A 12,619-nucleotide genomic window follows, 5' to 3' on the forward strand; every position below is an offset into this window, starting at 1 on the left:
TGTGGATGTGTTGCGTGAAGGTCTAGGGGGCGGTCACTTGTGCGTGAGGCGCCGGACGCACAGGTCGCCGGCCAGCTGGATGATCGCCACCAGCAGCACCAGCAGCACCAGGATCGCCATCATCATCGTGGTCTCGAAGCGCTGGTAGCCGTACCGGACGGCCAGGTCGCCGAGGCCGCCGCCGCCGACCGCGCCGGCGATGGCCGAGTAGCCGATCAGCGCGATCACGGTGACGGTCAGTCCGGCGACCAGCCCGGGGCGGGCCTCGCGCAGCAGGACCTTGCGGACCAGTTCGGTACGGGACGCGCCCATCGCGCGGGCGGCGGCGACCGTGCCGGGCTCGACCTCGCGCAGCGCGGTCTCGACCAGCCGGGCGTAGAACGGGATCGCCGACACCGTCAGCGGGACGATCGCGGCCGTGGTGCCGATCGAGGTGCCGACCACCAGCCGGGTGAACGGGATGATCCCCATCATCAGGATGATGAACGGGATGGACCGCCCGACGTTGACGACGAGCCCGAGGGCGGCGCTGACCGGCCGCGACGGCAGCAGGCCGTCCCGGTCGGTGATCACCAGCAGCACGCCGACGAGGATCCCGCCGATCGCGGTGAACAGCGTCGACCAGACGGTCATCTGGAGGGTCTCCAGGCTGCCCTGCCGAAGCAGCGGCAGCATCTCGTCCCAGGTCATGAGAGCGACGCCTCCTTGCCGACGGTGGACGTAGTGGCCGTGCCGGACGTGCCCGTTGTGTCGGACGCGCCGGGCGTGGCGGGGGTGCGCACCTCGACGGCCAGCCCGGCCTCGCGCAGGTGGGCGAGCTGGGCGGCGTTGACGTCGGGGTCGCCGGGCAGCTCGATGCGCAGCCGGCCGATGCGGGTGCCGGCGATCTCCTCGACCGCGCCGCCGAGGATGTTCACGTCGATCGAGTAGGTGCGCGCGAGCGAGGACACGAACGGCCGGTCGGCGCTGTCGCCCTCGAACGTGACGTCCACGACGGTGGTGCCGCTCGCGGCCGGGTCGAGCGCGGGCAGCGGCAGCAGGTCGCGGGCCAGCTCCGAGCCGGGGCGCAGCAGCAGGTCGCGGACCGGGCCGGACTCGACGATCCGGCCCGCGCGCATGATCGCGGCCGAGTCGCAGATCCGCTTGACCACGTCCATCTCGTGGGTGATCAGCAGGATGGTCAGGCCGAGCCTGCGGTTGAGGTCGCGCAGCAGCTCCAGGATGGAGGCGGTGGTCTCGGGGTCGAGCGCGGAGGTGGCCTCGTCCGACAGCAGGACCTTGGGCCGCCCGGCGAGCGCGCGGGCGATGCCGACGCGCTGCTTCTGGCCGCCCGACAGCTGCGCCGGGTACGCGCCGGCGTGCTCGGCGAGGCCGACGAGGTCCAGCAGCTCGGCGACGCGGCCGGCGCGCTCCTTGCGGGGCACGCCCATGACCTCCAGCGGGAACGCGACGTTCCCGGCGACGGTGCGGCTGGACAGCAGCCCGAAGTGCTGGTGGATCATGCCGATCCGCTGCCGGGCGGCGCGCAGCTCGCCGCCGCTCAGTGACAGCAGGTCCTGGCCGTCCACCACGATCCGGCCGGTGTCGGGGCGGTCGAGCAGGTTGACGCAGCGCAGCAGGGTGCTCTTGCCGGCGCCGCTGCGGCCGAGCACGCCGTAGACCTCGCCCTCGCGCACGGACAGGTCGACGCCGTCGACGGCGGTCACGGCGCGCCCTCGGGCGCGGTAGACCTTCCTCAGTTCATTGATCTGGATCACAGGAAATCATTCCGTGGGCATGCGGGCGGGCCATGGGCGGCCGGGCCCGGACGAACGGGACGGTGGCGGGGCGAGCGGGCGCGTTCAGGACAGGCCGGGCGGGAACGGCGCGTGGCTCAGCAGGTGGCGCTCGAAGATCATGTGCGGCAGGCGGGGTCGGCGGGACTCGCTTCGGGGCGCGAGGCTCTGCGGTCGGGGGCCCTCAGCGCTCACACATTCGCCGGTCGCGCGCGCGGCGGCCCATCGTCTGCGGGGCGCGCAGGCGACACAGGGGGCGGCGGCGTACGGCGGTCATGTCATCAGTAAACCCGCCGCACGCAAATGACGCAAATCCCGGCGCCGTTCAGCGGTCCGCGGGATAACCGATGGTCAGCGCCCCGGAACCGGTCTTGGCCACGATCGCCCGCGGCGACGAGCGGTCGTTCAGCGCGGGATCGATCCGCACCCGGCCCGAGCCGGCCTCGGCCCCCACCCGGTAGTACGAGCCGTTCGGGACGGTCACCCGCACCGCCCCCGACCCGGCCGACGCCTTCACGTACCGGGGCGGCGACGCGAACGCGAAGTCGAGCCGCCCCGAGCCGACCTCGGCCTCCACCGAGGGCGCGGCCAGGCCCCTGCCGGTGATCTCGCCGGAGCCCGCCCGCGCCCAGATCCGGCCGCGCACGTCGGCCAGCTCGACGGTGCCGGACCTGGTCTCCAGCCGCAGGTCCCCGCCGAGCCCGCGGAGGCGGAGCGGCCCGGAGCCCGACTGCGCCCGCACCCGCACCCCCTGCGGCACCTGGACGTCGATGTCCGCGTCGCACCGGAGGCCCGGGTAGGTCCACCCGTCGGTCTCGCACTCGTACCTGATCAGCAGCAGCTCGCCCGCCCAGATCCGCTCCACCCGCGGCCGGTGCAGCGCCCAGCTCAGCCGGGCGACCACCCGTACCCGGCCGGCCTCGCCCGGCCCGACCGTCACCCGCGCGCCGCCCGCGTCGATCTCGACGTCGGTGACCGGGCGGCGGTAGGTGTCGGTGACCGACGCGGTGCGGCGGATCGCCGTCCCCCAGGCGTACAGGCCGGCCGGGAGCACCACGACGGCGGCGGTCGCGATCGCCAGCGCCACCCAGATGCCGCGCCGCCGCTCCCCCGCCCCGCCCGCCGGGCTCGCCGGGCCCGCCGCGCCGGTCACGCGCCGCCGCCCAGGAACCGCAGCACGGCCAGCACCCGCCGGTGGTCGCCCTCGGCGTGCGGCAGGTCGAGCTTGGCGAAGATCCCGTTGATGTGCTTGGCGACCGCGCTCTCGCTGATCACCAGCGCGGCCGCCACGCCCGCGTTGGAGCGGCCCTCGGCCATCAGCCCCAGCACGTCCCGCTCGCGCGGGGTGAGCCGTTCGAGCGGGTCGCTGGCGCGGCGCAGCAGCAGCTGGGCGACCACCTCCGGGTCCAGCGCCGTGCCGCCGGCGGCGACCCGGCGCAGCGCGTCCAGGAACGCCGACACGTCCGCGACCCGGTCCTTGAGCAGGTAGCCGACGCCGCTGGTGTTGGTGGCCAGCAGGTCGGCGGCGTACCGCTCCTCCACGTACTGCGACAGCAGCAGCAGCGCCACCTCGGGCCACTGCCGCCGGATCACCAGCGCCGCCCGCACGCCCTCGTCGGTGAACGCCGGCGGCATCCGCACGTCCACGATCGCCGCGTCCGGGCGGTGCTCCTCCACCGCGGCCAGCAGCGCGTCGGCGTCGCCCACCGCCGCCGGGACCGCGAACCCCGCCGTCTCCAGCAGCTTGATCAGCCCGGCCCGCAGCAGGACCGAGTCCTCGGCGATCACAATGCGCACGGCAGCTCCACGGTGACGGTGGTCGGCCCTCCGGCGGGGCTGACGATCCGGAACGTACCGTCCACCGACCCGACCCGCCGCCCCAGCCCCACCAGCCCGGAGCCGCCGGCCGGGTCGGCGCCGCCCACCCCGTCGTCGGCGACCCGCACGCGCAGGACGTCGCCGCGCCGCTCGACGTCGATCTCGACGGCGGACGCGCGCGCGTGCTTGACCACGTTGGTGAGGGCCTCGGAGACCACGAAGTACGCGACGGCCTCGACGGTCGAGGACGCGCGGACGGGGACGTCGACGCGCAGCCGCACCGGCAGCGGGACGCGGGCGGCGACGCCCGACAGCGCCGCGTCCAGCCCGCGGTCCTCCAGCACGGCCGGATGCAGGCCGCGGATGAGCGCGCGCATGTCGGCCAGCGCCTCCTTGGCCTCCTCGTGCGCCTCGACGATCACCCGCATGGCCGGGTCCGGGACGCCGGTCAGCGTCTCGCGGGCCAGGCCGAGGTTCATCGCGAGCGACACCAGCCGCTGCTGGGCGCCGTCGTGCAGGTCGCGCTCGATCCGGCGGCGCTCGATGTCGGCGGCGTCGACGACCCCGGCGCGCTTCTCGGCCAGGTCCTCGACGCGGCGCTCCAGCTCCTCGGCGCGGTCCGGGCCGAGCAGCGCCGCGACGGCCCGGGCGTCCAGCCGCCGGACGGCCGCGGCCAGCCAGGGCGCGGCGGCGAGCAGGACGAGGCCGGCCAGGGTGAGGAGCCCGTACAGGAACGGGTCCGCCGACGGCAGCGTCCACCCGTACGCCATGATCGCCGACAGTCCGAGCCCGCCGGCCCAGGCGAGGATCACCAGCAGCCCGCCGCAGGCCAGCGCCGGTCCGGCGAGCAGGTGGTAGCGGAGCGGGCGCCCCATCGCGGCCAGGGTCCGCTCGCGGGGCGCGGCGACGCGCAGGCCGAGCATCGCCCAGCAGCGCTCGCGCTGCGCCGTGGCCAGCGGGAAGACCAGCACCGCCACGGCCGCGACCGGGACGACGGAGGCCAGCAGGACCGCGGGCGGGGCGTCCGGCTCCCAGAGCGTCCAGGGCAGGCCGACCATCGTCCAGGCGGCCAGTTGCAGCGGCACCCCGGACGCGGTGAACACGGTGTCCCGCCACGCCGCGGCCGACCACGGAGCGTGCACGCGGGCACGCCGCAGCAGGGAGACGGATGCCATGGGCAAACCGTATTGCCCTGCTATGGGGCATGACCATACGGCGCGCACCAGGCCGGGGCTGTACCTGGTGCCACCCCCGGAACGGACTCTCGTGCTACAGACGGTGACGCCGGGCTCCGGAAGGCTTGGAGCACGCCCTCCCTCCGAGGCGCGCCTTCCCGAGGAGACCCGATGGTTCCGACCGCGCCCCGCACCCGGCCGCTCCCGCGCCTGCGCGCCCTGCCGCGCCCATGGAGGACCGACCGCACCCGCTGGACGGCGTGGAGCCTGGTGGCCGGCGGCGCCGCGCTCGTCCCCTGGATGGGCGTGCTCGCGGTCCGCCTTCCGGAGACCGCGCAGGTGTCGAACTGGGCGGTGGCCTGGATCGGGCTGGACGCGGTGATCGCCGCCGGGCTGGTGAGCACCGGAGTACTGCTGGCCAGGGGTGATAACCGTCACACGCTGACCGCGGCGGCCACCGCGGGGCTGCTGGTCATGGACGCCTGGTTCGACGTGGCGACCGCCGGCGAGGACGGCCGGGCGCTCGCCATCGCCCTCGCGCTGGGGGCCGGGCTGCCCGCCGCCGCGCAGTGCGCCCTCGTCGCCGTCCGCGGTCTGGAGGGAACCCCGGCCGCGCGTGGTGACAGGGAGTGCAAGGAGACGGATGAAACATGGTGACCCAGACCTTTAGAGTGAATCCGACGTAGGGCCCTCGCTGCGGGAGGGCCCTTCCCCCTGCCTGCACGATCACGAGGTCCCCGCCACATGAACGACAACGAGGTGCACGCGGAGTGCCTGCGGCTGCTCCAGGACGGCCTGCCCGAGGCCGCCCCGGCCGGCGGTGACGGCGGCCTGGAGTTCCTCCCGCTCGGCCTCGACGTCGACGGCGACATCGCCGTTGTCACGTTCCTGCGGCTCCCGCGGACGGCTGCCGGGAACGTTCCGCCGTTCATCGAGGGCTGGACGTTCCACCGCCGCGACGGCGAGTGGATGGAGCTGGGCGGCGGTGGCGGCTGCGCCATCGACGAGCCCCTCGCCCGCCGGTCGGCCGACGAGCTGGGCGGCCACCTCCAGCGGTACGGGTGGGGCCGTACCGTCCGCAACGCCAACCGGCTCCTGCCCTGGGGCGCCAAGTGGGTCAGCCAGGTGCGCCTGCGGGTGTCGGCCGACGTCACCCACCTGCGCGTCGGCAAGCGCCTGCTCGCGGTGCCGCCGCACGGCCACACGGCCGTCGTGTGGGGCGCCCGCCGCGCCCCCGCCATCGAGGCGCTGGACGCCGACGGGTCCGTCCTGGAGACCCTCAGCATCGACGGCGTCCTCGCCCGCGCGTGACCGTCCCCGCCTGATCGTTCCGCCCGAGCGTCCGCGCCCGGCCCTGCCCGGCCGTCCCCGCCTGGCCGGGTGGCCGTTCCCGCCGTCGCGGCGGCGGCCGTCAGAGCCAGCCGAAGTCGCGGGCGGCGCGCACCGCCGCGTGCCGGTTGTCGGCGCCGAGCTTGGTGACCGCCGCCGACAGGTAGTTGCGCACGGTCCCCTCCGACAGGCCCAGCGAGCGCGCGATCCGCGCCACCGGGGCGCCGTCGGCGGCGGCGCGCAGCGTGTCCAGCTCGCGCGGCGTCAGCGGGCACTCCTCGGCGGCCAGCGCGTCCGCCGCCAGCTGCGGGTCGATGTACCGCGCGCCGGCCGCCACCTGCCGGATCACCTCCGCCAGCCGCGCGCCCGGGGCGTCCTTGCCGAGGAAGCCGCGCACCCCGGCGGCCATCGCCCGCCGCAGGTTGCCGGGCCGGCCGTGCGCCGTCACGATCACCAGCCGGCAGCCGGGCAGCGCCGCCGACAGCCGCTCGGCGGCGGCCAGCCCGTCCAGGCCCGGCATGTCGATGTCGAGCACCGCGACGTCCGGTTTCAGGCTCAGCGCCCGGTCCACGGCCTCGTCGCCGCGGCCGACGTCGGCGACGACCTCGATGCCCTCCTCGGTGCCCAGCAGCAGGACGAGCGCCTCGCGGATCAGCAGATGGTCGTCGGCCAGCAGTACGCGGATCACGCCACTCCCTCCACCGGCCCCGCCGGTACGGCGGGCACCACCGGCACGGCCGCCGCCAGCCGGAACGTGCCGTCGCCGACCGGCCCGGCGGTGAACTCGCCGCCCGCCGCAGCGATCCGCTCGGCGAGCCCGGCCAGCCCGCTGCCGGTCCCCTCGACCCGGCGGCCGGCGCCGTCGTTGCCGATCTCCAGCCAGACGCGCTCGCCGTCCGACCACACCGTGATCATGCACCAGGTGGCGCCGCTGTGGCGCAGCACGTTGGTGGCGGCCTCCCGGGCGGCCCACCCGAGCGGCTCGTGCACGTGCGCGGGCAGGTCGGGCGAGATCTCCGGGGGCTCGCACCGGATGCCCGCCGCGCGCAGCACGGCCGACATGCCCTCCAGCTCGGTGCGCAGGGACGTCGCCCTGTAGCCGCGGACGACCTCGCGCACGTCCCGTACCGAGTCGCGCGCCATCCGCTGGATCTCGACCAGCTCCTTGCGGACGCGCTCCCGGTCGCGCTCCACGAACCGTTCGGCGACCTCGGCCCTCAGGGCGACGGCCTGGAGGCTGTGGCCGAGGACGTCGTGCAGGTCGCGCGCGAAGCGCAGCCGCTCCTCGCCCACGGCCGAGCGGGCCAGCTCGGCCCGCGCCTCCCGCAGCTCCTGGACCACGTGGAAGAGCCAGACGGTCACGTACCCGGAGAACGCCGCCAGCGGGATCCCCAGCGCCTGGTAGAGGATGTTCAGCGCGGGCAGCCCGAGCAGCAGGCCGTACGCGGGCGTCAGGACGGTCGCCGCCGCCGCGGCCGCGACGGCCTCCCGCACGGGGAGCACCACGGCGATGAGCCCGGCGGGCAGGACCAGCGCGTTCCCCCACCCGGCCTTCGCGTCCATGAACGCCGCCAGCGCCCAGCAGACCGCGGCGATGGCCGCCAGCCCCGCGCGGTGCGCCGGGACGGTACGGCGCATCAGGTTCAACCAGAGCAGCCGCCCGTAGAGGGCGAACACCGCCGCCGTGGACAGCGCGCCCAATGCCGCGCGCCCGTAGTCGTGCCGCTCGAACAGCTCGTACCAGAGCGCGGGCAGCATGTAGCCCGCCAGGGTGACCAGCGTCATCGCCACGATGATCAGGGCGATGCCGGTGGGACGCGGGATCCTGGGCTGCACGGGCCTGCCTGCCTCCGCCTGGGCGCTGGGGTGGACCCAAGAGTACGTACGCCCCCGGATACGGGCGAAGGGCCCCGCCAGGATCACCGCGACCGTTGTTCAGGACGACAACCGCGCGGCCTCCCGGCGGTCACGCCGCCCAAGGCGGGGCGGGCGCCGCGACGCTCCCCCGGTCCAGGACGACGGTGCGGTCGGCGGCCGCCGCCTCGTCCGGGTCGCGGGTGGCCAGCAGGATCGTGACGCCGGTCCCCGCCAGCTCCCGCAGCACCGAACGGATCTTCCGGGCGCCCGCCGCGTCCAGGCCCGCCGACGGCTCGTCCAGGAAGAGCACGTCGGAGCGCCCGACCAGCGCGAGCGACAGGTCCAGCAGGCGCTGCCCGCGTGGGCTCAGCCGCTCGAACGGGACGTCCTCGTGGCCGCCGAGGCCGGTCGCGCGCAGCGCCTCGTCCCGCGTGATCGGATCGGCGGTCCAGCGCCGCCAGGTGTCGACGACCTCCCCGGCGGTCAGCCCCGGGAACAGCCCGCCCTCGCGCCAGACGGCGCCCGTGCGCAGCGCCGCGCGGTCCTCGTACGGGTCGGCCCCGCGCACCCGCGCCTCGCCGGACGACGGCCGCCGCATCCCCGCGGCGACCTCCAGCAGCGTCGTCTTCCCGGCCCCCGCGGGACCGAGCAGCGCGCAGATCTCGCCCTCGCCCACCGCGAACGAGACGCCGCGCACGGCCTCCCGCCGGCCGAACCGGACCCCTGCCCCCCGCACCTCGATCACGTTCACGCCCATGCCTCCATGCTCGCGCCGTCCGGCGGGGGCTTGCAGTCACGGGCGTCAGGAGTGCGCCGGGACTTCCTCAGGGCGCGCCCATGACATCCGTCATGGGGTCGTCTCCGCGCCCCGGACCAAGATCGCCGGTATTCGGAGGCTAGCCCGGCCGGGAACGCTCCGGCCCTGGTCGGAGCGGTACGTTCGCGGTTCGTAAGAACCTGCCGGGCGTCAGACCTCCTGGAGGATCTCCGGGGTCAGCTCGTCGGGGGTCCGGTGGCCCGACAGGGCCATGGTCAGCTCCAGCTCGGCCATCAGGCAGCGCAGCACGTGCCGGACGCCCGCCTCGCCGCCCAGCGCGAGCCCGTAGGCGTACGGCCGCGCGACCAGCACCGCCCGCGCGCCCAGCGCCAGCGCCTTGGCCGCGTCGGACCCGGTCCGCACGCCGCTGTCGAACAGCACCGCGGCCTGCTCCCCGACCGCCTCCACGATGCGCGGCAGCGCGTCCAGGGAGGCGATGGCGCCGTCCACCTGGCGGCCGCCGTGGTTGGACACGATCACGCCGTCCATGCCCGCGTGCACGGCGCGCCGGGCGTCGTCGGGGTGCTGGATGCCCTTGAGGGCGATCGGGCCGTCCCAGTGCTCGCGCAGGAAGACCAGGTCGTCCCAGGTCAGCGTGGGGTTCCCGAAGTTCGCGACCCAGTGCAGGATCGCGGTGTCGCGGTTGGCGTCGGTGACCGGCCCGCCGATCGCCTTCTGGAAGACCGGGTCGGTGAAGTAGTTGGCCGTCCCGATCCCGCGCAGGAACGGCAGGTACGCCTGGTCGAGGTCGCGGGGCCGCCACGCCATCGTGAACGTGTCGAGCGTGACCACCAGCGCCGTGTAGCCCGCCGCCTTCGCCCGCTCCAGGAAGCTGACCGCGAGGTCCCGGTCCTTGGGCCAGTACAGCTGGTACCAGCGCGGGCCGTCCCCGTTCGCGGCGGCGACCTCCTCGATCGTGAACGAGGCCGCCGTGCTCAGCACCATGGGCAGCCCGCACGCCGCCGCCGCCCGCGCGACCGCGAGCTCGCCCTCCGGGTGGAAGATCGACTGGACGCCGATCGGCGCCAGCAGCACCGGCGCCGGCATCGGCGTCCCCAGGACCTCCACCGAGAGGTCGCGGTGGCCGACGTCGCGCAGCATCCGCGGCACGATCCGGCGCCGCTCGAACGCCGCCCGGTTGGCCCGCGCGGTCGACTCGCTGCCGGCCGAGCCCGCCACGTACCCGAACGCGCGCGCCGACAGCCGCGCCTCCGCCAGCGCCTCCAGCCTGGTCAGGTCCGTGGGCAGCTCGGGCAGGACGTCGCCGAGCCCCTTCAGGTAGATCTCGTTCTGGAAGTCGGCCAGCGGGCTCATCGGAACCTCCGGGGAGATGTCGGAAGGGTGACTTTCGGCGCGCCGGACCGCCGTCCGGTGCGAATCTGTCTCTAGGACCCGCCACAATGTCCCACATGGCACGACGCGGATCCCAGGCCCCTCCCCCGCCGGACTTCGAAGAGAACATCATCGACGTCGATGTCTCGGAGGAGATGCGCGGCAGCTTCCTCGAGTACGCGTACTCGGTCATCTACCAGCGGGCACTGCCCGACGCGCGCGACGGCCTCAAGCCCGTGCAGCGCCGCATCCTGTACTCGATGAACGAGATGGGACTGCGCCCCGACCGCGGGCACGTCAAGTGCGCCCGCGTGGTCGGCGAGGTGATGGGCAAGCTGCACCCGCACGGCGACAGCGCGATCTACGACGCGATGGTGCGGATGGCGCAGCCCTGGGCGATGCGGATGCCGCTGGTCGACGGGCACGGCAACTTCGGCTCGCTCGGCGGCGATGACATGCCCGCCGCCATGCGGTACACCGAGTCGCGGCTGACCCGCGAGGCGATGCTGATGGTGTCGTCGATCGACGAGGACACCGTCGACTTCCGGCCCAACTACGACGGCCAGGAGACCGAGCCCGAGGTCCTGCCCGCCGCGTTCCCCAACCTGCTGGTCAACGGCGCGTCCGGGATCGCGGTCGGGATGGCGACCAACATGGCGCCGCACAACCTCGGCGAGGTGATCGCCGCGGCCCGGCACCTGATCGACAACCCGGACGCCACGCTCGACGACCTGATGCGGTTCGTGCCCGGCCCCGACCTGCCGACCGGCGGCCGGATCGTCGGCCTGGACGGCATCCGTGACGCCTACGAGCGCGGCCGCGGGACGTTCAAGACCCGCGCGACCTGCACCATCGAGAACGTCTCGGCCCGCCGCAAGGGCATCGTGGTGAGCGAGCTCCCGTACGCCGTCGGCCCCGAGCGGGTCAAGGCGAAGATCAAGGAGCTGGTCAACAACAAGAAGATCAACGGGATCTCCGACCTGAAGGACCTCACCGACCGCAACGTGGGCCTGCGGCTGGTCATCGAGGTCAAGAACGGCTTCAACCCCGAGGCGGTGCTGGCCGAGCTCTACCGGCTGACGCCGATGGAGGAGTCGTTCGGCATCAACAACGTGGCGCTGGTCGACGGCCAGCCGCGCACGCTGGGCCTGCGCGACCTGCTCCAGGTGTACGTCGACCACCGCATCGACGTCGTGCGGCGCCGTTCCGCGCACCGCCGCAAGAAGCGCGAGGACCGGCTGCACCTGGTCGAGGGCATCCTGGTCGCGCTGCTCAACATCGACGAGGTCATCCAGGTCATCCGCGACAGCGACGACGCGGCCCAGGCCAAGCAGCGGCTGATGCAGATCTTCGAGCTGTCGGAGATCCAGGCGCAGTACATCCTCGACACCCCGCTGCGCCGCCTCACCCGCTACGACCGGCTCGAGCTGGAGAAGGAGAAGGAGCAGCTCACCAAGGAGATCGCGCGGCTGACCGCGATCCTGGAGTCGGAGAAGAAGCTGCGCAACCTGGTCTCCAAGGAGCTGGGCGAGGTGGCCAAGGAGTTCTCCACGCCGCGCCGCACCGTCCTGCTGGAGGCGTCCGGCCAGACCGCGGCCGCCGCCGTGCCGCTGGAGGTCGAGGACACGCCCTGCCTGGTGCTGCTGTCGTCCACCGGCCTGATGGCCCGCACGCACGACGCCGAGCCGCTGGCCACCGAGGGCGCCCGCGCCAACCACGACGTGCTGGTCTCGGTCGTGCGGGCCAGCGCCCGCGCCCAGGTCGGCGCGGTCACCTCGGCGGGCCGGATGATCCGCGTCGAGGTGATCGACCTGCCGACGCTGCCGCGCTCGGCCGCGCCGCCGTCGCTGGCCGGCGGCGCCCCGATCACCGAGTACGTCGACCTCGAACCGGACGAGCGGATCGTCGGGCTGAGCTCGATGGACGGCTCGCTCGCGCTGGGCACCGAGCAGGGCGTGGTGAAGCGCGTCGTGCCCGACTACCCGCCCAACCGCGACGAGTTCGAGGTCATCACCCTCAAGGAGGGCGACCAGGTGGTCGGCGCCGTCACCGTCGCCGAGGACGACGACCTGGTGTTCATCACCAACGACACGCAGCTGCTGCACTACTCGGCGTCCAACGTCCGCCCGCAGGGCCGCGCGGCCGGGGGCATGGCCGGGATCAAGCTGGCGGCCGGCGCCCGCGTGATCTGGTTCGGCGCGCTGGACCCGTCCCGCGAGTCCCGGGTCGTGACGATCTCCGGTTCCTCGTCGGCGCTGCCCGGCACCCAGACCGGCGCCATCAAGGTCACCGACTACGCCGACTTCCCGGCCAAGGGCCGCGCGACCGGCGGCGTCCGCTCGCACCGGTTCCTCAAGGGCGTGGACACCCTGATCATGGCGTGGGCGGGTCCGGCCCCGGTCAAGGCCGCCACCGCCGCCGGTCCTGCCTTTCGTCCCCATAGTGATAAGGCGGTGCCGTGCCATTGAACCTTGTCGCTACTACCGATGAGTACCCAGGTCCCTTTGAGATGCACA

At 74.3% G+C, this 12,619-nt stretch carries 12 protein-coding genes; 3 read left to right on the forward strand and 9 right to left on the reverse strand.

Annotated features, from left to right (window positions below; genetic code table 11):
- Window positions 1-33: 33 nt before the first annotated feature.
- From AB0881_RS23870 to AB0881_RS23890, 5 genes are all read right to left on the reverse strand, one after another.
- On the reverse strand, window positions 34-690 hold the full coding sequence (locus tag AB0881_RS23870; protein ID WP_366619999.1) for a methionine ABC transporter permease: 657 nt from the start codon (window positions 688-690) through the stop codon (window positions 34-36).
- Window positions 687-1,757: an ATP-binding cassette domain-containing protein gene (locus AB0881_RS23875; protein ID WP_366620000.1), complete on the reverse strand. Its 1,071-nt coding sequence runs from the start codon at window positions 1,755-1,757 to the stop codon at window positions 687-689. The genes AB0881_RS23870 and AB0881_RS23875 overlap by 4 nt, the downstream gene beginning before the upstream one ends.
- Window positions 1,758-2,100: 343 nt before the next feature.
- Window positions 2,101-2,928, reverse strand: a complete 828-nt coding sequence (locus AB0881_RS23880; RefSeq protein ID WP_366620002.1) for a DUF4097 family beta strand repeat-containing protein — start codon at window positions 2,926-2,928, stop codon at window positions 2,101-2,103.
- Complete coding sequence (locus AB0881_RS23885) at window positions 2,925-3,572, reverse strand: response regulator transcription factor (RefSeq protein WP_366620004.1); 648 nt, start codon at window positions 3,570-3,572, stop codon at window positions 2,925-2,927. The genes AB0881_RS23880 and AB0881_RS23885 overlap by 4 nt, the downstream gene beginning before the upstream one ends.
- The gene (locus tag AB0881_RS23890) at window positions 3,560-4,768 is read right to left on the reverse strand and encodes a sensor histidine kinase (RefSeq protein ID WP_366620006.1); all 1,209 of its coding nucleotides are present in this window, start codon (window positions 4,766-4,768) and stop codon (window positions 3,560-3,562) included. Before AB0881_RS23890 ends, AB0881_RS23885 begins: the two co-directional genes overlap by 13 nt.
- A gap of 171 nt (window positions 4,769-4,939) precedes the next feature.
- On the opposite strand from AB0881_RS23890, the gene AB0881_RS23895 reads away from it, so the two are divergent.
- Both AB0881_RS23895 and AB0881_RS23900 read left to right on the forward strand, forming a co-directional pair.
- Window positions 4,940-5,425 carry a hypothetical protein gene (locus tag AB0881_RS23895; protein WP_366620008.1) on the forward strand — a complete coding sequence of 162 codons (486 nt, stop codon included), beginning with the start codon at window positions 4,940-4,942 and terminating at the stop codon, window positions 5,423-5,425.
- Between the two features lie 87 nt (window positions 5,426-5,512).
- Entirely contained in the window at window positions 5,513-6,079 is a 567-nt protein-coding gene (locus tag AB0881_RS23900) for a hypothetical protein (protein ID WP_366620010.1), read from the forward strand.
- Window positions 6,080-6,179: 100 nt separating this feature from the next.
- On the opposite strand, the gene AB0881_RS23905 is transcribed toward AB0881_RS23900, so the two are convergent.
- From AB0881_RS23905 to AB0881_RS23920, 4 genes are all read right to left on the reverse strand, one after another.
- Window positions 6,180-6,785 (reverse strand): response regulator transcription factor, encoded by a 606-nt coding sequence (locus AB0881_RS23905; protein WP_366620012.1) that lies wholly within the window; start codon window positions 6,783-6,785, stop codon window positions 6,180-6,182.
- Window positions 6,782-7,933 (reverse strand): histidine kinase, encoded by a 1,152-nt coding sequence (locus AB0881_RS23910; RefSeq protein ID WP_366620014.1) that lies wholly within the window; start codon window positions 7,931-7,933, stop codon window positions 6,782-6,784. Before AB0881_RS23910 ends, AB0881_RS23905 begins: the two co-directional genes overlap by 4 nt.
- A gap of 130 nt (window positions 7,934-8,063) precedes the next feature.
- Window positions 8,064-8,711 carry an ABC transporter ATP-binding protein gene (locus tag AB0881_RS23915; protein WP_366620016.1) on the reverse strand — a complete coding sequence of 216 codons (648 nt, stop codon included), beginning with the start codon at window positions 8,709-8,711 and terminating at the stop codon, window positions 8,064-8,066.
- A gap of 210 nt (window positions 8,712-8,921) precedes the next feature.
- A complete protein-coding gene (locus AB0881_RS23920; protein ID WP_366620018.1) occupies window positions 8,922-10,085 on the reverse strand; it encodes a lactate 2-monooxygenase in 1,164 nt (387 codons plus the stop codon).
- Window positions 10,086-10,180: 95 nt separating this feature from the next.
- Here AB0881_RS23920 and AB0881_RS23925 point away from each other — a divergent pair, with 95 nt between their 5' ends.
- The gene (locus tag AB0881_RS23925) at window positions 10,181-12,571 is read left to right on the forward strand and encodes a DNA topoisomerase IV subunit A (RefSeq protein WP_366620020.1); all 2,391 of its coding nucleotides are present in this window, start codon (window positions 10,181-10,183) and stop codon (window positions 12,569-12,571) included.
- Window positions 12,572-12,619: the final 48 nt, after the last annotated feature.

Origin of the sequence: Spirillospora sp. NPDC029432 (assembly GCF_040703975.1) — a bacterium.
Classification (GTDB): domain Bacteria; phylum Actinomycetota; class Actinomycetes; order Streptosporangiales; family Streptosporangiaceae; genus Spirillospora.

Bases quoted from the DNA above. Each gene is read 5' to 3' on its own strand.
- AB0881_RS23870 (WP_366619999.1), bottom strand. From the start codon at position 690: ATGACCTGGGACGAGATGCTGCCGCTGCTTCGGCAGGGCAGCCTGGAG.
- AB0881_RS23890 (WP_366620006.1), bottom strand. From the start codon at position 4,768: ATGGCATCCGTCTCCCTGCTGCGGCGTGCCCGCGTGCACGCTCCGTGG.
- AB0881_RS23895 (WP_366620008.1), top strand. From the start codon at position 4,940: ATGGTTCCGACCGCGCCCCGCACCCGGCCGCTCCCGCGCCTGCGCGCC.
- AB0881_RS23900 (WP_366620010.1), top strand. From the start codon at position 5,513: ATGAACGACAACGAGGTGCACGCGGAGTGCCTGCGGCTGCTCCAGGAC.
- AB0881_RS23915 (WP_366620016.1), bottom strand. From the start codon at position 8,711: ATGGGCGTGAACGTGATCGAGGTGCGGGGGGCAGGGGTCCGGTTCGGC.
- AB0881_RS23920 (WP_366620018.1), bottom strand. From the start codon at position 10,085: ATGAGCCCGCTGGCCGACTTCCAGAACGAGATCTACCTGAAGGGGCTC.
- AB0881_RS23925 (WP_366620020.1), top strand. From the start codon at position 10,181: ATGGCACGACGCGGATCCCAGGCCCCTCCCCCGCCGGACTTCGAAGAG.